The organism is Pseudomonas sp. NFACC10-1 (assembly GCF_900119195.1).
GTDB classification, from domain to species: Bacteria; Pseudomonadota; Gammaproteobacteria; order Pseudomonadales; family Pseudomonadaceae; genus Aquipseudomonas; species Aquipseudomonas cerasi.
The window spans coordinates 124,052-145,443 of the sequence record NZ_FPJB01000010.1; the positions used below are offsets into that span (position 1 = coordinate 124,052).

Here is a 21,392-nt window from a genome sequence, read left to right on the forward strand (position 1 = left end):
GATGTTTCTTTTAGGTCTGACGATTTATGCTATTGGTGGCGCCTCTCTCTATTTTTTTGTTGATGACTTAGCGGGCTTAGGCGGTGGCGTTAGCCGTATATACTCCTTTTTTTTTCTTGTTTTGGATGCTCGGATTTCCACCTATAGTGTTATGGGTTTTTTTTGGTCGACCTTTTGTCATACAGTCTGGATCATACTGTTCTCGGAAAAAACTGAAGGTTGGGTAAGTGAAGTTAGACTGTCAGATGTTATGTATTTGTTTGTTAGAGTGTTCGTCTTTTTATTTTTCAGCTTTGTGGTTCTTGGCGTGGTCGGGATTGGAGTGGCAAAAAAACCATTTTCCGATTTTCATCAATTTTTTTCTATATTGGTACCTTGTTTACTGTTGGGTGGGTGGGTTTGGTCTGTCCGGGATTTTTTGATTGCGGCATTTAATTACGAAAAAGGAAGTGTTGTATGAATGTGCCAACGGCGGTTTTAAAAAAGGCTGGTGTCGCGACTTACATATATGACAAGGTTGATAGCGCAATAACGTGGTATGGTATTGCTCAAGATGCCGTTGATCCTGCTACCAGGGAAAGCGCTTACTATAAAGTGGCAGAAGAGCTTTCAAAAGCCGCTGGCGTAGGTGCTGCAACTTTTTTGCTTGAGAAAATCACCGAGAGAACTGGTTTGGATCGAGTCTTTGACTCTATGCAAAATAACCAGACACTTCAGGAGTATCTCAAGCGTCAAGGTTTTAAAACCGAGCTTATGAAGTTTGGTTTTGCAAAGATGCTTGAAGCAGGTATTGATTGGTCAGCAGAGGAGATATCCAAAAGGAGATGGCTGGATCCGATATTTGACGCGGTGAACGGAAAGTTTTCTTCAGCCCGAAATTTTGTACCCCGAGGTGACCCCCTTGCACTCGATCTTGATAACGATGGAATAGAAACAGTTAGCGTTGCAGCAGGCGTGAAGTTTGATTTTAACGGTGATGGGTTAAAAACTGGTACTGGCTGGGTAGGTAAGGATGATGGCTTTTTAGTATTGGATAAAGATGAAGATGGTCTGATTGGCAGTGGCGCAGAACTATTTGGCGTAGATACAATAAAGGCGGACGGAACCAAGGCTGTAAATGGCTTTGACGCGCTTTCAGACTTGGATTCAAATAAAGATGGTGTTTTCGATAGGGAAGATACTCTTTTTGATAGTGTTAAGGTGTGGCAGGATTTTAATCAAGATGGTATTTCTCAGATAGGTGAGCTTAAAAGCCTTAAAGAGCTAAATGTTAAGTCTATAAGTTTAGAAGCAAGTGCCTCCAATGAGATCCAAAACGGTAACGTAATTTCAGCTATCGGAAAGTTTACTTATGAAGATGGTCATGTTGGTAAGTTAAATGGTAACCAAAGCTCGGCGGCAAATTTGGATCTGGTTTCAAATCCATTTTACAGTGAGTTTGCAGATAGCTACGTTAGCGATTCCGCTGCGCAACTAGTGAATATGTCAGGTTCGGGTGCAGTTAGGGACTTGGCGGCTGCCGCAACCATGAGTCAAGGGCTTTACCAGTTACTTGAGGCGTACTCAAAGGCAAGTACGCGGGCGCAGCAACTGTCCATGTTGGATGATCTGTTAAGTGCTTGGAGTGCGACGTCAAGTTTTGATACGTTCAAAGAGCGTATTGGAGATCTGGTTGTAGGTAATAATAGCTTTAAGTTTGAGTACTCATGGAATATTAAAGAGGGTGTCGTCGATTCGGGAAATGGTGGTGGCGAAGGAGGAAGCGGCGGCTCAAAAGATTCAACTCCTACTTCTGAACAGCTGGAGCAGATGAGAATTTTTGAGCGCATCTCCATACTGGAGATTTTTAATGGTCAGGTTTTTTTTGATTTTTCTTCATCTACGGATGCGTCGAAAAACTCTTCAGTTAGCTTGACTGTAGGCAGTATTAATACTTCTAAGTCACTAGGGTTGTTGCTTGGCGGTCAAGTGATAACTTTGACTGAAAAAGACTTTTTATTAAACTCTACTCAGGTAGCGCTTCTGAATGAATCATACTCTGAGCTTCTCGATTCGGTCTATCAAGGGTTGTTGTTGCAGACACGACTAAAATCCTACTACGGCGCCGTGGATCTGTCTGAAGATTTGGAGTATTTAGATTATAGTAAGGTTTTTGAGCTGATTGATAGTAAGTTTCTACTTTCTAAAGTTGACGCTTTAGTTGATTTGGTTGAGCTTATGGGGACATCGTTGGGACGCGAGATGCCCACCGAGTTAGCGGCTGAGTTTAATTCGTATTATGAGTCTCTCACACAGTCTGAGCAAAAGCTTCTTGCACTGGAGCTCTCGGGTCTGTTTATAGGTTCTAGCACTAACGACTCATTGCAGGTTCAGTTGGAAAAAGCCTATATTTTTGGTAAGGCGGGTAATGACTCTCTTTATGGCGGGGAACGCAATGATGTATTAAATGGCGGTGACGGCTCTGACTACCTGAGTGGTGCTGGCGGTAATGATGTACTCATAGGTGAAATTGGTAATGACACCATTTCTGGTGGTTTGGGTGATGACTTCATTGAGGGCGGGCGGGGTAATGATCAACTTGATGGGGGGGCTGGTTCTGACAGTTATCGTTTTAGTCGTGGCTGGGGGCAGGACTCGATAAATAATTATGACTCAAGCGCGGGAAAGCTCGATGTTATTGAGTTTGCTGCAGATATTCTTCCTGTAGACATAGTTGTTACTCGCGCATATACCGATTTAGTTCTTTCGCTAAAGAACTCGTCTGACAAAATTACTATTTATGGGTATTTCCAGAATGACGGCATTACCCCGTATGTATTGGAGCAAATCCGCTTTGCTAATGGCACCACTTGGACCCTAGACCAAGCCAAAATCATGGCGGTTGTCACTACAGATGGCAATGACAATGTCTGGGGCTACGCGACTGATGACACCCTGAATGGTGGTCTGGGCGATGACAGCCTGTATGGTCAGGCAGGCAACGACATCCTTCAGGGCGGAGCCGGAGCTGACAGCCTCTCGGGTGAAAGCGGCGACGACACTCTGCTCGGCGATTCCGGGAATGACTACCTATACGGCGGTTCTGGCACCGACCAGTTGTCTGGGGGGGAGGGCGCGGACTACCTGACTGGTGGCGAGGGCAATGACACACTGCTAGGTGATGCAGGTAACGACACTCTTTACGGTGATTCAGGTAACGATCAACTGGATGGCGGTACTGGCAACGACTACCTCACGGCCGGTGATGGTTCTGATGTCTATCGTTTCAGTCGTGGCTGGGGCCAGGACTCGATCAATAACTACGATTCGAGTGCTGGAAAGACAGATGCTATCGAGTTCGCGGCGGATATTCTTCCGGCCAATGTCATCGTCACTCGTTCATACACTGACCTGATCCTGTCGCTGAAAGACTCTGCTGACAGAATCACGATTTCTGGCTATTTCCAGAATGACGGTGTTACTCCTTATGCGTTGGAGCAGATCCGTTTTGCCGATGGCACGACATGGAATCTGGATCAGATCAAAGCCCTGTCAATTATCACCACAGATGGCAATGACAATGTTTGGGGTTACGCCACCGACGACGTTCTGAGCGGCGGTTCAGGCGATGACAGTCTTAATGGTCAGGGGGGTAACGATACTCTTCAGGGCGGAGTCGGTGCAGACAGTCTCTCGGGTGAGAGTGGCGACGATACTCTGCTCGGCGATGCTGGAAATGACTATCTTTACGGCGGTTCCGGCATTGATCAGTTATCCGGTGGCGATGGCGTGGACTACCTGACTGGTGGCGAGGGCAATGACACACTGCTAGGTGATGCGGGCAACGACACTCTGTACGGCGATTCAGGCAACGATCAACTGGATGGCGGTACGGGTAACGATTACCTCACGGCCGGTGATGGTTCTGATGTCTATCGTTTCAACCGTGGCTGGGGTCAGGACTCGATCAATAACTACGATTCGAGTGCCGGAAAGACAGATGTTATCGAGTTCGCGACGAACATTCTTCCGACCGATATCATTGTTACCCGTTCATATAATGATCTGGTCTTGTCCCTTAAAAATTCCACGGACAAGGTAACGATTTCCGGCTACTTCCAGAATGACGGCGACACGCCTTATACCGTAGAGCAGATTCGATTTGCTGACGGCACTCAGTGGGACGTTGAGCAAATCAAGAGCATGGCGGCCTTTACCTTCACTGACGGTAATGATGCTCTCACCGGCTATGCATCCGATGACCGTATTGTTGGTGGTATGGGGGATGACGTCCTCAATGGCCTTGCCGGTAACGATGTTCTGAATGGCGATGAAGGCAGCGACACCTTGTATGGCGGTATTGGCCAGGACACATTGAGCGGTGGTTCCGGCTCAGACTACCTGTATGGCGAGGAAGGGAACGATTTGCTGGCTGGCAACGCCGGTAGCGATACTCTCTATGGCGCTGATGGTAACGACATCCTTGATGGTGGCACTGGCAACGATACGCTTGATGGCGGTCGCGGTTCTGACACTTACCGCTTTGCAAAAGGGTATGGTCAGGACAGCATCAACAACAACTCTTACGGCGAAACAGCTGCCGATAAGGTTGATGTCATTCAGCTGGATGGCTTGAATCCGGCCGACCTGCGCTTTTCTCGGTCGGGTGACGATCTTGTCATTCAGATCAAGGCAACAGGTGACACCCTGACTGTGCGTTCGCATTTCAGCCAGGATGGCGTCACCGCCTACGCGATTGATCAACTGAAATTCGCCGACGGCTCCGTGTGGGATGGTGCACAGATCAAAGCTGCCGTTGTTCTGCCATCGGAAGAGGCCGACACTCTCACTGGTTATGCCACAGCAGATAGCCTCTTTGGCCAGGATGGAAACGATTCGCTGAGTGGTCGTGCAGGCGATGATGTGCTCGACGGGGGCAATGGCTCGGACACTTTATACGGCGAGGATGGCAATGACACATTGCTGGGGCGCGCAGGTAATGACTCGCTCAGTGGCGGCTATGGCGATGACGTGCTGGATGGTGGTTCTGGCAACGACAGCCTTGACGGTGGTTATGGTTCTGACACCTACGTTTTCCGTAAAGGCTCTGGCCAGGACAGCATCAGCAACGGCGTGTACAACGAGGGCACGGTTGGCAAGCAAGACGTCATTCGTCTTGAAGGGCTTAACCTGAGCGATATCAGCCTGCGTCGGGAATACAGTGATCTGATTATCCAGATCAAGGAAACCGGCGATACCCTGCGTGTTTCCTCGCATTTCTCTCCTTCCAGCAGTTACTACAACTACGCCATCGATCAACTGCAGTTTGCTGACGGTACTGTCTGGGGTGTAGATCAGATCAAGGCTTCGTTACTGACGGGGGGCGAGTTCAATGACACGCTCACCGGTTACGACACTGACGATACTCTTGAAGGATTGGCAGGCAACGACACGCTTTCTGGCGGCCTTGGTAGTGACACCCTTCGCGGAGGTGCAGGGCGCGACACTTTATATGGCGAAGACGGTGCAGATACGTTGCTCGGCGGTGCCGACAACGACAGCCTGGCCGGTGGTAACGGGGACGACCTGCTGGATGGCGGTACTGGAAACGACACACTGGAAGGTGGTAAAGGGTCGGACACCTATATCTTTGCTAAAGGCTCTGGCTCCGACGCAATTGATAACTCCAGTTACAACGATACAACCGCCAACAAACTCGACATTGTACGTCTCGATGGCCTGAACGGTGATGACGTCAGCCTGCGCCGGGAGTCCGACGACCTGATTGTGCAGATTCGTCAGACCGGCGAGTCTTTGCGAATCCGTTCGCATTTCACCTCTGAATCCGGCAGTTGGAGTTATGCCATCGATCAGTTGAAGTTTGCCGATGGCACTGTCTGGGATCGCGCAAGCATCACTGCTGCGCTTCTTGATGGTACCGACGGCAACGACACTATCACGGGCTACGACACTGCCGACACGCTCTTGGGGCTGGCGGGCAATGACACACTCAACGGCCGCAATGGCAATGATCTGCTTGATGGTGGCGACGGCAAAGATAGTCTCAACGGAGAGGCTGGCGATGATTCCCTATTGGGCGGAGCAGGCAATGACATTCTCTCCGGTGGCGAAGGTAACGACACTCTCGACGGTGGCACGGGCAACGATTCGCTTGAGGGCGGTAAAGGCTCGGACACTTATATCTTCCGAAAGGGGTCGGGGCAGGACATTGTCTACAACTATGCCTACAACGAGAACATGCCGAACAAACTGGATGTGGTGCGCCTGGAAGGGTTGACCGCTGAAGACGTCAGTATTCGCCGCGAGTCTGACGATCTTGTCATTCAGATTCGTCAGACGGGCGAAATTCTGCGGGTCAGTTCACATTTCGCAGTTGATCAAACGTATGGTTATGCAATCAATCAGTTTCAGTTTGCTGACGGTACAGTCTGGGACCAGGCCAAAATCACTTCGGCGCTTTTGATAGGCACGGAAGGCAGCGACAGTATTATCGGTTATGCCACTGCCGATGAGCTGGCAGGGCTTGAGGGTGACGATGTGCTCAATGGTCGTGCTGGCGATGATCTTCTCAGTGGTGGTGAAGGCCGCGATACGCTCAACGGTGAGGACGGTGATGACACCCTGCTCGGTGGTCTCGGCAACGATACCCTTAACGGTGGCGCGGGCAACGATACCCTCGATGGAGGTGCTGGTAATGATTCGTTGGAGGGTGGCAAGGGCTCGGATACTTATATTTACCGAAAGGGTTCTGGGCAGGACACCATCAGCAACTACTCCTATAACGACCTCACAGCCAACAAGCTGGACGTCGTTCGTCTGGAGGGACTGAATACCAGCGATGTAAGTATTCGTCGTGAATCCGATGACTTGCTTATTCAGATTCGTCAGACGGGCGAGACGCTGCGTATCAGTTCGCATTTTACCGTGGATCAGTCCTACGGTTATGCAATCAACCAGCTGCAATTTGCCGATGGCACCCTTTGGGACGAGGCGCAGATTACGGCTGCCTTGTTGATCGGTACTGAAAGTGACGACAGCATCACGGGTTATGCCAGCGACGATAAACTGGCAGGCTTGGCCGGCAATGACATTTTAAGCGGTCGCGGCGGCGATGACGTACTAGACGGGGGCGATGGCAAGGATACGCTCAATGGTGAGGACGGAAACGACACGCTGCTGGGCGGCGCAGGAAACGATTCGCTTAGTGGCGGCGCTGGCAACGATGTTCTTGATGGGGGGACCGGTAACGATACGCTCGATGGCGGAAAAGGCTCCGACACGTATGTGTTCGGCAAGGGCTATGGCCGAGATACCATCAGTAACTATGCCTACAACGACACCACTGTCGACAAACTCGATGTTATTCGGCTTGAGGGGCTGACCTCAGAGGATGTCAGTATTCGCCGCGAGTCTGATGACCTGGTTATTCAGATCAATCAGACGGGCGAAACAATAAGGGTCAATTCGCACTTCTACGCAGACCAGAGCTATGGATATGCGATCAATCAGTTGCAGTTCGCCAATGGCATCGTTTGGGACCAAGCGCAGATCACAGCGGCATTGCTGATAGGCGCAGAGAGCGACGACAGCATCACAGGCTACGCGAGCGAAGACCGCTTGTCCGGCGGAGACGGTAATGACACCCTCGCTGGTCGGGCTGGCAACGACCTGCTTGAAGGTGGCCGCGGCAAGGACACTCTTAATGGAGAGGAAGGCAACGACACGTTGTTGGGCGGTGCAGGTAATGACACGCTGAGTGGCGGTTATGGCAGCGACACTCTGGACGGCGGCAGTGGCAACGACTCGCTGGATGGTGGATTCGGCTCAGACACTTACGTATTCCGCAGGGGCGCGGGCCAGGACACTATCAGCAATTATGCCTACAACGACACAACGGTCGATAAGCTGGATGTGATCCGCCTTGAAGGGCTGAACGCTTCGGATGTTCTGATACGGCGTGAGTCCGATGATCTGGTTATCCAGATCAAAGGCACAGACGAAATCCTTCGCGTCAGCTCGCACTTCTCAACCAACGTTCTTTATGGCTATGGCATTGATCAGGTGCAGTTTGCAGATGGCTCGGTGCTGACCAGTGCGCAAATCAAGACAACTTTGCTGACAGGCACTGAAGTCGATGAAACGATAGTGGGCTACGACTCGGCGGACAGTCTGTCCGGACTGTCTGGAAACGATGTTCTTTATGGTCGTCAAGGCGACGATCTCCTTGACGGTGGCGATGGCAAGGACACGCTCTATGGCGAAGACGGTAACGACACGCTGTCAGGCGGTGCAGGTAATGACACGCTGAGCGGCGGTTACGGCAATGACCTTCTCGATGGCGGTAGCGGCAATGACTCGCTGGACGGGGGTTATGGTTCCGACACCTATGTGTTCCGCAAAGGCTCGGGCCAGGACACCATCAACAACTACGCCTACAACGACACCACCGTCGATAAGCTGGACGTGATCCGTCTGGAGGGACTGAATACTTCTGACGTAGTGATGCGTCGTGAGTCGGATGATCTGGTGATCCAGATCAAAGACAGCGGTGAAACCTTGCGCGTCAGCTCGCACTTCTATGCCAATGCAGCCTATGGATATGGCATCGATCAGGTGCAGTTTGCGGATGGCTCGGTGCTGACCAGTGCGCAAATCAAGACAGCATTGCTGACCGGTACTGACGTCGATGAAAGCGTAGTGGGCTACGACTCGGCTGATAGGCTTCTTGGATTGTCTGGCAACGACATGCTTTACGGTCGCCAAGGCGATGACGTTCTTGATGGTGGTGACGGCAAGGACACGCTTTACGGTGAGGAAGGAAACGATACGTTATTGGGCGGTTCAGGCAATGACACGCTGAGTGGCGGCTATGGTAACGATCTTCTGGATGGCGGCAGCGGCAATGATTCGCTGGACGGTGGTTTCGGCTCCGATACTTATGTGTTCCGCAAGGGCTCCGGCCAAGACTCCATTAGCAACTACGCCTACAACGACACCACAGTCGATAAGCTGGATGTTATTCGTCTGGAAGGGCTGAACGCTTCGGATGTTGTGATGCGTCGTGAGTCGGATGATCTGGTTATTCAGATCAAAGATAGCGGCGAAACCCTGCGTGTTGGCTCGCACTTCTATGCCAATGCGACCTATGGCTACGGCATTGACCAAGTGCAGTTCGCAGATGGGTCGGTGCTGACCAATGCGCAGATCAGGACGGCGCTGCTGACTGGCACCGAAGGAGATGAGTCCATTTCGGGTTACGACTCTGCCGATAATCTGTTGGGTCTGTCGGGCAACGATTTGCTCTACGGCCTGCAAGGTGACGATACCCTCAAAGGTGGCGATGGCCGAGACACCCTTAGTGGTGGCGACGGTAACGACACCCTTGATGGCGGAGCCGGTAACGATTCGCTGGACGGTGGCTATGGTTCCGACACTTATGTGTTCCGCAAAGGCTCGGGCCAGGACACCATCAACAACTACTCCTACAACGACACCACGGTTGGCAAGCTGGATGTGATTCGCCTGGAAGGCCTGAATGCGTCTGATGTGGCGATGCGCCGCGAGTCTGATGACCTGATTATCCAGATCAAGGACAGTGGCGAAACCTTGCGTGTCAGCTCGCACTTCTATCCCTATGCCAACTATGGCTATGGCATTGATCAGGTGCAGTTTGCAGACGGTTCGGTGCTGACCAATGCGCAGATCAGGTCAGCAATGCTGTCGGGCTCTGAAGGTGATGACACTGTTTCGGGTTACGACTCGGCTGACAGTCTGTTCGGGCAGTCTGGTAACGACGTGCTTAGTGGTCGCCAGGGAGATGACATTCTCGACGGCGGCGACGGCAAGGATACGCTCTATGGTGAGGATGGCGACGACACGCTGTTGGGCGGCACAAGCAGTGACACGTTAAGTGGCGGCTACGGCAATGATCTACTTGATGGAGGCAGCGGCAATGATTCGCTGGACGGTGGTTTCGGCTCCGACACCTATGTGTTCCGCAAAGGCTCGGGCCAGGACACCATCAGTAATTACGCCTATAACGACACCACGGTCGGCAAGCTGGATGTCATTCGTCTTGAGGGGCTGAATGTTTCTGACGTAGTGATACGTCGTGAGTCGGATGATCTGGTTATCCAGATCAAGGACAGCGGCGAAACCCTTCGCGTCAGCTGGCACTTCTACGCCAGCGCGATCTACGGTTATGGCATTGATCAGATACAGTTTGCGGATGGAGTCGTTTGGAACAAGGACGATCTCAACGCCAATCTCTCCACCGTTGTACCGGTGAGCTCTTTGACCATTACGGGCACAGAAGCAAATGAAACGCTGACCGGTGGGACGGGGCACGATTCGCTTTATGGTAATGGCGGCGATGACATACTAGAGGGCGGTGCGGGTAATGATCGTCTGGATGGCGGTTATGGCAATGACACCTATGTCTTTGGGAAAGGTTCGGGCCAGGATACTGTTTTGGCCTATGACCCTGTTTCGACCCGAGCTGACATCGTCAAGCTGGTAGGGCTGAACAGTGGTGATGTAACTATCGTTCGGGAAAGCAACGATCTGTTGATCAGAGTTAAAGGTACGACGGACACCCTTCGAGTCAGCAATCACTTTACCAACGATTCTACCTATGGCTACCAGATCAACCAGATCCAGTTTGCCGACGGTGATGTATTAAACCTGGCGGGGATAAATGCCCTTGTAATGCAATCCAGCAATGCTGATGAAACATTGACTGGTTTTGCCAGCGACGATGTGATCGCGGGGGGCGGTGGAGATGACACACTCAATGGGGCTGCCGGCAATGACACTCTGTCCGGCGGCACCGGCTCCGACACGCTGAATGGTGACGATGGTAACGATTTGGTCAATGGCGGATCAGGTAGCGATGTTCTCAACGGTGGTGCCGGGAACGACGTACTGGATGGTGGGGCTGGTAACGATCGTCTGGATGGCGGCGCTGGAGACGATATTTATCTCTTTGGCAAAGGGTCAGGTCAGGACGTTATTTACTACGCCAATGAGGCTCGAACAGACAAGGTAGACACGATCCAACTGGTCGGCCTCAATGTAGGAGATATAAGTATCTCGCGAGCCGGCTATGATTTGGTCCTCCGGGTCAACGGCACTACCGATAGCCTCAGAGTGGTATATCACTTCCTGAGCGACGCGACATCGGGGTATCAGATTGACCGCATCCAGTTCGCCGATGGAAACATCTGGGGGCAGGAAACCATCAAGTCTCTCGCACTGCAAGGCACTGATGCTGATCAATATCTCGAAGGTTACGGCACTGATGATCTGATCGAGGCCGGTGCCGGAGACGATACTGTTTACGGTGCTGCTGGCAACGATAAGCTTTTTGGTAATTCAGGGGATGATGCCGTCAATGGCGATGACGGCGACGATCTTGTGCAAGGCGGATCGGGCAATGACACCCTTAATGGTGGCGCGGGCAACGATGTGCTCGATGGAGGAACGGGTAACGACATCCTGAACGGTGGTGCAGGCAATGATTTGCTAGACGGTGGTGCTGGTAACGATCGTCTGGATGGTGGTGCGGGTGACGATACTTACCTGTTCGGCAAAGGATCAGGCCAGGACACCATCTACTATGCCAATGAAACCCGCGCAGGCAAGGTTGATACGATCCAGCTTGTTGGCTTGGGTTCAGCAGATATAAGTGTTTCACGAGATGGCAGTGATCTGGTTATTCGGGTCAACGGTACTACCGACAGTTTGCGCGTGGTTTATCACTTTGCAGGTGATGCAACATCGGGCTATCAGATTGACCGCATCCAGTTCGCAGATGGCAGCGCCTGGGATCAGGAAGCGATCAAGTCTCAAGTATTGCAAGGCAGTGACGCCGACCAGTACCTGGCGGGCTACGGTACTGACGATCTGATCGACGGCGGTGCCGGGGACGACACAATCGTCGGTGCCGCTGGCAACGATAAACTCGTCGGTGGGTCAGGTGCCGATACCTTGAATGGCGATGATGGTAACGATCTGCTGCAAGGCGGATCGGGTAATGACACCCTCACCGGCGGTTCGGGTGACGACGTGCTTGATGGTGGTGCCGGGAATGATCGTCTTGATGGCGGAGCCGGTGACGATACCTATCTGTTCGGTAAAGGATCTGGGCAAGACACCCTTTACTACGTCAATGAAACCCGTGCAGGCAAGGTCGATACGATTCAGTTGGTCGGTCTCGGCGTTTCGGACGTCAGTGTTTCGCGAGATGGCTACGACCTGGTAGTTCGGGTCAATGGCACGACCGATACCCTGCGGGTCATGTATCACTTCATGGGCGATGCCACTTCCGGTTATCAGATTGATCGCATCCAGTTTGCCGATGGCAGCACTTGGGGGCAGGACACAATCAAGACCCAGGTCATGCTGGGGAGTGATGTGGACCAGTACCTGGCAGGGTACGCTACCGATGACTTGATCGACGCGGGCGGTGGGGACGACACAATAAACGGTGCTGCTGGCAATGACACTCTGATGGGTGGCTCCGGAGCTGATACGTTGAGTGGTGAAGAGGGTAGCGATCTGCTGCAAGGCGGGTCGGGCAACGACATCCTCAACGGTGGTGCTGGCAACGATGTGCTAGATGGAGGTGCCGGGAATGACCGTTTGGATGGCGGAGCCGGTGACGATACTTACCTGTTCGGTAAAGGCGCGGGCCAGGACACCATTTACTATGCGAACGAAAACCGTGTAGGTAAGGTCGATCAGGTCAAGCTGGTTGGCCTCAATGCTGCCGATGTCAGTGTGGTGCGTGACGGCTATGACCTCGTAATCCGTATCAACGGCACGACCGATACACTACGTGTGATGTATCACTTCATGAGTGACGCCACCGCCGGCTATCAGATCGACCGGATCGAATTCGCCGATGGCAGCAATTGGGATCAGTCTGCCATCAAGGCGCAGGTGCTAACAAGCAGTGATGCTGCTCAGGTTCTGACGGGTTTCGCGAGCGACGATCTGATCGATGGTGGCGCCGATGACGATACGTTGTATGGCGGCGCCGGGCAGGACCGGTTGTTGGGTGGCGACGGTGCCGACTCGCTCAATGGCGATGAAGGTGATGATTACCTCAATGGCGGCGCTGGAAATGACAGCCTCGCAGGCGGCAGTGGTAATGACGTACTTGATGGCGGTGCCGGCAATGATCGTCTCGATGGCGGTGCGGGTGACGATACCTACCTGTTCGGCAAGGGCTCGGGTCAGGACACCATCTACTACGCCAACGAAAGTCGTGCGGGCAAGGTTGATCAAGTCAAACTGGTTGATCTCAATGCTGCTGATGTAAGTGTTGCTCGTGACGGCTATGACCTGGTCATCCGCATTCTTGGCACGACCGATACTCTGCGAGTTGTTTATCACTTTATGGGCGATGCAACAGCTGGCTATCAGATAGACAGAATTGCGTTCGCGGACGGCGGCTTCTGGGATCAGACCGCAATCAAGGCGCAGGTGTTGCAAGGTACTGAGGCTGACGAAACGCTGTCGGGCACCGGCAGTGATGACGTCATCTATGCGGCAGCGGGCGACGATTCGGTCAATGGGGGAAGCGGCAACGATACTCTCTCCGGTGGCAGCGGTGCCGACACGTTGAATGGCGAGGATGGCAACGATGTATTGAATGGCGGCGACGGTAAGGACTCTCTCTACGGCGGTAACGGTAACGACCAACTGGACGGCGGTGCTGGTAATGACATGCTGGACGGCGGCAACGGTGACGATACTTACCTGTTCGGTAAAGGTTCGGGCCAGGACAGTATTTACTACGCCTACGAAGGTCGTGCCGACAAGCTCGATACGGTGAAGTTGATCGACTTGAATGCTGCGGACGTAAGTGTGCGCCGTGACGGTAATGATTTGCTCATTCGTGTACTGGGTACCACCGATAGCCTGCGAGTGGTAGCTCACTTCACCAATGATGCGACTTATGGTTACCAGGTTGATCGAATCCAGTTTGCCGACGGCAATAGCTGGAATCAGGCGTCGATCAAATCTGCGGTTCTACAGGGAACGGATGCCGACGAGACGTTGGCGGGCACAGCCATTAGCGACAGTATTGACGCAGGTGCGGGAGACGATACCGTCAATGGTGGCAGTGGCGACGATACGTTGTCAGGCAGCAAAGGTGCAGACACTCTCAATGGCGAGGCCGGTGACGATCTGTTGCTAGGTGGTATGGGCAATGACACCCTGAACGGTGGCCTCGGTAACGACATCCTTGATGGCGGCGCCGGTAACGACCGTCTTGATGGCGGTGATGGTGATGACACCTATCTCTTTGCCAGAGGCGCTGGTCAGGATACGGTCTACTACGCCTACGAAAGCCGTATCGGCAAGCTCGATACCGTGAAGCTTACTGACCTTAATGCAGTAGACGTCAGTGTGCGCCGCGACGGAAGTGACCTACTCATTCTCGTATTAGGCAGTACTGACAGCCTCCGTGTGATGAGCCACTTCACCAATGATGCGACTTATGGCTATCAGATTGATCGCATTCAGTTCGCCGATGGAAGTTTCTGGGATCAGTCCGCCATCAAGAACCAGGTTCTGCAGGGTAGCGATGCGGACGAAACATTGTCGGGCACCAGCGGCAACGATGTTATCGATGCGGGAGCAGGTGATGACGTCATCAATGGCGCTGCTGGTAATGACACTCTGACAGGCAATGCCGGAGCCGATACGTTGAACGGTGGCGAGGGCAATGATGTGTTGCTCGGCGGCGCAGGGAATGACAGCCTCAGCGGTGGTGTGGGTAACGACTCCCTGGACGGCGGCGCTGGCAACGATCAACTGGACGGTGGCGAGGGTGACGACACTTATCTGTTCGGTAAGGGCGCCGGGCAAGACACGATTTACTACGCCTATGAAAATCGCGAAGGCAAGCTGGACACGATCAAACTTACCGATCTGAATGCTTCCGATGTCAGCGTGCGCCGTGACGGTAATGATCTCATCATCCGTGTGTTAGGCAGTACCGATAGCTTGCGAGTGGTTTATCACTTCCAGAGCGACGCGGCTGGAGGTTATCAGATCGACCGTCTCGTTTTTGCCGATGGCAGCGTCTGGGACCAGACGCAAATCAAATCTCAGGTACTTCAAGGCTCGGATAGTGATGAAACGTTATCGGGTACCTCTGGCAATGACGTTATCAGCGCCGGTGCTGGCGACGATACTGTGAACGGTGGTAGCGGCAACGATACTTTGTCCGGCGGTGCGGGTGCTGACACGCTTAACGGTGACGCTGGTAACGACTTGCTGCAAGGTGGGGCCGGCAATGACACGCTCTACGGCGGAGATGGCAATGATGTTCTGGATGGCGGTGCCGGTAATGATCAACTGAACGGTGGTGACGGAGATGATACATATCTGTTTGGCAAAGGCGCTGGCCAGGACACGATCTACTATGCCAATGAAGCCCGTGTCGGAAAACTTGATACCGTAAAACTTGCCGACCTGAATGTCAGTGATGTCAGTATCACTCGGGACAGCAGTGATCTGCTCATTCGCGTTAACGGTACAACCGATAATCTGCGCGTGATGAATCACTTCGCTGAGGACGCAACCAGCGGATATCAGATCGATCAACTGCAGTTCGCTGATGGCACCCTATGGAGTCAGTCGACCATCAAATCACAAGTACTGCTTGGAAACTCATCTGACCAGACACTTCGCGGTTACGCGAGTGACGATGTCATCAACGCTGGCGACGGCGACGATACTGTTTCCGGTGGCGCTGGCAAGGACAGCCTCTACGGCGGCAAAGGGATCGATATGCTGTATGGCGAAGAGGGGAACGACAGGTTGTATGGAGAAGCGGGCAACGACACTCTCTATGGCGGGTCGGGCAATGATGTACTTAACGGCGGTACTGGCAACGATAGCCTTATCGGGGGCGATGGCAGTGACATCTACGAGATCAGCATCGGCTCAGGGCGAGACGTTATCAACAACTACGACGTCAGCAGTGGCACCGACGTGCTGCAATTCGGTACTGATGTAAGCCTTGAAGACCTCTGGTTCCGTCGCAGTGGCAGCGACCTGGAAGTCAGTATCATCGATACCAACGATAAGGTGCTGGTGAGCAATTGGTACGCAGCTAATGACTATCAGGTGGATCAGTTCAAAACTGCCGACGGCAAAACGCTGCTGGATAGCCAAGTGCAAAGCCTGGTCGACAAAATGGCGTCTTTCGGAGTTGATGCAGGGGCCGAGCGGAATCTGACTGCCGCACAGCAAACTCAGTTAGATGCTGTGCTGGCTGCAAACTGGCAGTAAGGTAGGTGGGAAAGAGGTGTATCGGTTATCGATGCATCTCTTTTTCTGACTGATTTAGTGGTAGTCGTACTCAGATCGATCTGGGTAATAGAGTTGCGCAATGCGCTGACTTATTCGGTTTTTGGAAATCAAGGAGGGATTTATGCAAGTGGGAAACGTTAATGGATACGATGTTGTGTCTGAGATCTGGTGTGACAAGTGCGCAACAGAAGGCGCGCGTCGAGGGGACTTTACGGTTACAGGGGCAGATCCCGTGCCGGCTCAGCCCTGTCAACGGTCGAGTTGTGGCGATCCACTGGCGGAACTGAACAAGGTCAAGAAAAAATAGTGTCTCTGGTGGTGGGGCATCACAGCCGCTTGGAATCAGGCGGCTGTGTGATCGCCTTTTGTGAGCAATGCGGATCTCCGCCCCGGTCACTCCGGCGCCCGTTTGGCAGAAGCAGAGTTGCCTTCGCATTGAGGGCATCAATGCCCCCGGTGCGGAGCCTCCAGATCACCCGAGAACAATTCATCCTCAGCATCCGGGCTCACCGGAATCGCATGCTCTTCAGAAGCCCAGGCTCCCAGGTCGATCAGTTTGCAGCGCTCGGAGCAAAACGGGCGGCTCGGGCTGGCGGCGCTCCATTCCACCGGGGCATCGCAGGTTGGGCATTGGACGGTCATTGGTTGGCTCATGATTGGCCTCCACGCAAAGTAAGATAAAAATGGTGCAGTCGCGCAACTTCGCTGTTCAGCCAGGCGTGATCGCGGTCGTTGACCAGCACATCGTCGGCATGACGCAAACGATCTTCGCGCTGGATCTGCACCTTTAGAATGGCTTCGACCTGATCCTGGCTGGAACTGTCGCGCAGCATGGTGCGTTCTATTTGCAGATGCGCCGGAGTATCAATCACCAGCAGGCGCTGCACCATGCGGTATTGTCCGGATTCGATCAGCAGCGGCGAAACCAGAATGGCATACGGCGATTTGGCCCTGGCCAGATGGCTGACGATTTCCTGATTGATCAACGGATGCAGCAGCGCTTCCAGCCAACGTCGCTGCTCCGGGTTTTCAAAGATCAGCTTGCGCAGCACGCCGCGATTCAGCTCGCCGCTGGCCTGCAATACGCCTTTACCGAAGTGCGCGGCTATCTGCTCCAGCGCTGGACGCCCCGGCTCGACCACCCAGCGGGCGGCATGGTCGGCATCCACGGTGTCGATGCCAAGGTTGGTAAAGCACTGTGCCGCTGCACTTTTACCGCTACCAATGCCGCCAGTCAGGCCAAGAATCCAGGGTTTTTGATCAGGGTGAGTCATCTGAAACCGGCAAACTGCATGTAAGAGTCGGTTATTTGACCACCCCAGAGCAAAGCGATCCACCCCGCAATGGCCAGATAAGGACCAAAGGGGATCGGCATACCACTTTCAACCCTGCGCACGCGCATCATGATCACCCCAAGCACCGCACCCACCAGCGATGACAGCAGGATGGTCAACGGCAGAATCTGCCAGCCGCCCCATGCGCCAAGCATGGCCAGCAACTTGAAGTCGCCATAACCCATGCCTTCCTTGCCGGTCACCAGCTTGAACAGCCAGAACACCGACCACAGCGCCAGATAACCGGCCACCGCGCCCCAAAGCGCATCGTTCAGCGAGGTGAACAGCCCGAAAGCGTTGACGATGAGGCCCAGCCACAGCAGTGGCAGCACCAGAGAGTCAGGTAACAGCTGGTGATCGGCGTCGATCAGACTCATCGCCAGCAGGCCCCAGCTCAACACCAGCATCGCCGCCGTTTGCCAGCCGAAACCGAAATGCCAGGCGACGTAGGCCGACAACACTGCGCAGGTCAGCTCTACCAATGGGTAGCGTTTGCTGATGGGGGCTTTGCATTGTGAGCATTTACCGCGCAGCAGCAGATAGCTGATGACCGGCAGGTTTTCCCACGGGCGGATTTTGTGCGCGCAGTGCGGGCAGCTGGAGCGAGGGCGGTTCAGGTTGAAGGCGGGCTGATCGGGTTCGGCGGGCAGGCCGAGCATTTCACGGGATTGGGCTTTCCAGTCGCGCTCCATCATTTTGGGGAGGCGGTAGACGACTACGTTGAGGAAGCTTCCGATGATGAGGCCGAGTAAGCAGCAGGTAATGACGAAGGCCAGCGGTGAGCTGGCCAGGAAATCGAGGAGGGGCATTTCAGACAACGCTTCCGAGTTTGAAGATGGGGAGATACATGGCAATCACAAGGCCGCCGACGATCACTCCCAGCACCGCCATGATCATAGGCTCCATCAGACTGGTCATGTTGTCGACCATATTGTCGACTTCCTCTTCATAGTAGGTAGCGACTTTATCGAGCATAGCGTCAAGCGCACCGGACTCTTCCCCGATGGCTGTCATTTGTATCGCCAGACTTGGAAATACGCCTGTGGATCGCATCGAGAAATTCAGTTGCATGCCAGTGGAAACATCCTGTTTGACCTGATTGACCGCGTTCCTGAACACGACGTTACCGGTGGCTCCGGCGACCGAGTCCAGTGCCTCGACCAGTGGGACGCCTGCTGCAAAGGTCGTCGCAAGGGTGCGTGCATAGCGCGCGACGGACGACTTGAAAATCAGCGGTCCGATAATGGGGACTTTCAGAAGAAAGCGGTCGAGACTGTCACGAAACTTCTGAGACTGTTTGTATGCCCGCTTGAACATGAAAAAGCTGATAAAAAACAGTGCCACTATTGCCAGCCACCACTGCTGAACGACTTCCGAAAGCGCAATGACCATCAATGTGAATGCTGGCAGTTCCGCGTTAAACCCTGCGAAAACAGACTGAAACTGCGGCACGACCTTAATAAGCAAAATGCCTGACACGATAAAGGCGACAATTAATACTGCGGTAGGATAAGTCATCGCCTTCTTGATTTTGGCCTTTAGCCTTTCCGTCTTTTCCTTGTAGCTCGCCACGCGGTCCAGCAGACTTTCGAGCGCACCTGCTTGCTCGCCCGCATCGACCAGATTACAAAACAGGTCATCGAAGTATTCCGGTTTCTGTCGCAGAGCAGTCGCAAAGCTGTTCCCTGCCGACACCTCCTGCTTCAGTGAGCCAACCAGTGCACGCATGTTCGGGTTTTCTGCACCCTCGGCAATGATGTCAAATGACTGCAGAAGCGGCACACCTGCCTTCATCATGGTCGCCATCTGCCGGGAAAAGAATGCGATGTCCAGCGGCTTGATCTTCTTGCCTTTGCCAAAGATCGAAACGGGCTTTTTACGTACCTTGGTGAAGTTGATACCTTGCTTGCGCAACTGAGCCTTTACGAGCGCAAGATTGTGCCCGCTCACTTCGCCACTGAGTTTGCCGCCTTTCTTGTCCACACCTTCCCATGTGTAAACACTGACTTTAACTGCCTTGCTGGCCATGCTTAATCCTTTGTCACGCGGTTGACTTCTTCAAGGCTGGTAATACCTTGCATGGCCTTCGACAGCCCGGAGGTCCTCAAATCATTGAAGCCGTCCTTGCGCATCTGCCTGGAAATCTCCAGCGAATTGCCTTCTTCCATGATGATGCGTTCCAGTTCTGGTGTTTTCTTGACTACTTCGTAAATGCCGACCCTGCCCCTGTAGCCGCCGTTGCAATGCTCACACCCTACTGGGCCATAGATTTTAAACGTACCGATCTTCTCCTCTGGAAACCCCTCCTGGATGAGCGTTTCCCGGGGTATGTCGAGCTCTTTCTTGCAATGGCTGCATAGCTTGCGCGCCAGCCGCTGGGCAATGATGAGGTTAATCGCCGTAGCGATGTTGAACGCTGCGACACCCATATGATGCAAGCGAGTCAGAGTTTCTGCAGCGCTGTTAGTATGCAGAGTAGATAACACCATGTGGCCGGTCTGCGAGGCTTTAATGGCGATTTCGGCTGTTTCCAGGTCTCGTATCTCGCCGACCATGATTACGTCGGGATCTTGACGCAGGAATGCGCGCAAGGCTTGAGAAAAGTCCAGTCCCTGACGCGGGTTGACGTTGACCTGATTGATGCCTTCCAGATTGATTTCTACTGGGTCTTCAGCAGTGGAAATGTTGATGTCCACGGTGTTGAGAATGTTCAGGCCGGTATATAGCGAAACGGTTTTACCCGAGCCGGTGGGGCCGGTCACAAGAATCATGCCTTGGGGTTGTTTCAAGGCTTCCATATACAAAGCTTTTTGGTCCGGTTCATAGCCCAATGCGTCAATGCCCATCTGTGCGCTGGTCGGATCGAGAATCCGCATCACGATCTTCTCGCCCCACAGTGTTGGCAGTGTGTTCATGCGGAAGTCGATCGCTTTGTTTTTTGACACTCGCAGCTTGACCCTGCCGTCCTGCGGTTTTCGTCGTTCCGAGATATCGAGGCTGGCCATAACTTTCAGTCGCGCAGCAATTCGGTTGGCCAGATGAATCGGTGGTTTGGCCACTTCATGCAAAATACCGTCGGTGCGCAGGCGCACGCGAAAGATCTTTTCGTAAGGTTCAAAGTGCAGGTCGGATGACCCTAGGCGTATTGCATCCATCAGCATTTTGTTGACGAAGCGCACCACTGGAGCATCATCGGCATCACTCTGAGTGGCCAGGGAGGTTTCCTTGTCACTTGCAGGCTCAATGTCCAGGCCAAGGTCGATATCCGCCAGTTCCCCAAGGCCACTTTCAGTGTCAAAAAAACGGTCTATGGCAATGGTCAGCTTGTCATCTTCAACCAGAATCGCTTCAGTGTTCAGGCCGGTACTGAACTGTATGTCAGTGACTGCCTGGTGGTTGGTAGGGTCTGAGATGCCTATAAACAGCTTATTACCACGTCGCCATAGCGGCAGTGCATGGTGCTGACGAATCAGCTTTTCACTGACCAGCCCCTTGGGCTGGCTTTCCTTGTCCAGGCTGGCAAGGTCCATGAAAGGTACGCCGAACTGATCAGAGGCCATTTCTGCCAGCGTCAGGCTTTTGACCAGTTTGTTCTGGACCAGATAACTTACCAGTGAAACCTTGTCGCGGCGCGCCTGCTGATAAGCTTGTTGCGCAGCGGTTTCGGTAAGCAGCTCGGCCAAGACCAATTGTTTGGCCAAACCGGTGAGGACAGCATCAGACATA

Annotated in this window: 7 protein-coding genes; 2 read left to right on the forward strand and 5 right to left on the reverse strand. The window is 53.3% G+C overall.

Annotated elements, in window-relative coordinates; all coding sequences use genetic code 11:
- Window position 1: 1 nt before the first annotated feature.
- Together BT119_RS24230 and BT119_RS26410 are read left to right on the forward strand one after the other, a co-directional pair.
- Window positions 2-460 (forward strand): hypothetical protein, encoded by a 459-nt coding sequence (locus BT119_RS24230; protein WP_083553802.1) that lies wholly within the window; start codon window positions 2-4, stop codon window positions 458-460.
- Window positions 457-16,311, forward strand: coding sequence for a calcium-binding protein (locus tag BT119_RS26410; protein WP_083553803.1), 15,855 nt, complete (start codon window positions 457-459; stop codon window positions 16,309-16,311). The genes BT119_RS24230 and BT119_RS26410 overlap by 4 nt, the downstream gene beginning before the upstream one ends.
- Before the next feature lie 465 nt (window positions 16,312-16,776).
- On the opposite strand, the gene yacG is transcribed toward BT119_RS26410, so the two are convergent.
- Genes yacG through pilB form a run of 5 tightly spaced genes read right to left on the reverse strand, consistent with a single transcriptional unit; the run spans window position 16,777 to window position 21,391 of the window.
- On the reverse strand, window positions 16,777-16,986 hold the full coding sequence (yacG, locus tag BT119_RS24415; RefSeq protein WP_002552020.1) for a DNA gyrase inhibitor YacG: 210 nt from the start codon (window positions 16,984-16,986) through the stop codon (window positions 16,777-16,779).
- Window positions 16,983-17,606, reverse strand: coding sequence for a dephospho-CoA kinase (coaE, locus tag BT119_RS24420; RefSeq protein WP_072367055.1), 624 nt, complete (start codon window positions 17,604-17,606; stop codon window positions 16,983-16,985). The genes yacG and coaE overlap by 4 nt, the downstream gene beginning before the upstream one ends.
- Window positions 17,603-18,475, reverse strand: coding sequence for a prepilin peptidase (locus BT119_RS24425; RefSeq protein WP_072367056.1), 873 nt, complete (start codon window positions 18,473-18,475; stop codon window positions 17,603-17,605). Before BT119_RS24425 ends, coaE begins: the two co-directional genes overlap by 4 nt.
- A 1-nt stretch (window position 18,476) precedes the next feature.
- A complete protein-coding gene (locus tag BT119_RS24430) occupies window positions 18,477-19,694 on the reverse strand; it encodes a type II secretion system F family protein (RefSeq protein ID WP_016981137.1) in 1,218 nt (405 codons plus the stop codon).
- A gap of 2 nt (window positions 19,695-19,696) precedes the next feature.
- A complete protein-coding gene (gene pilB / locus BT119_RS24435) occupies window positions 19,697-21,391 on the reverse strand; it encodes a type IV-A pilus assembly ATPase PilB (RefSeq protein WP_072367057.1) in 1,695 nt (564 codons plus the stop codon).
- Between the last annotated feature and the right edge of the window lies 1 nt (window position 21,392).

Bases quoted from the DNA above. Each gene is read 5' to 3' on its own strand.
- BT119_RS24425 (WP_072367056.1), bottom strand. From the start codon at position 18,475: ATGCCCCTCCTCGATTTCCTGGCCAGCTCACCGCTGGCCTTCGTCATT.
- yacG (WP_002552020.1), bottom strand. From the start codon at position 16,986: ATGAGCCAACCAATGACCGTCCAATGCCCAACCTGCGATGCCCCGGTG.
- BT119_RS24430 (WP_016981137.1), bottom strand. From the start codon at position 19,694: ATGGCCAGCAAGGCAGTTAAAGTCAGTGTTTACACATGGGAAGGTGTG.
- BT119_RS24230 (WP_083553802.1), top strand. From the start codon at position 2: ATGTTTCTTTTAGGTCTGACGATTTATGCTATTGGTGGCGCCTCTCTC.
- coaE (WP_072367055.1), bottom strand. From the start codon at position 17,606: ATGACTCACCCTGATCAAAAACCCTGGATTCTTGGCCTGACTGGCGGC.
- BT119_RS26410 (WP_083553803.1), top strand. From the start codon at position 457: ATGAATGTGCCAACGGCGGTTTTAAAAAAGGCTGGTGTCGCGACTTAC.
- pilB (WP_072367057.1), bottom strand. From the start codon at position 21,391: ATGTCTGATGCTGTCCTCACCGGTTTGGCCAAACAATTGGTCTTGGCC.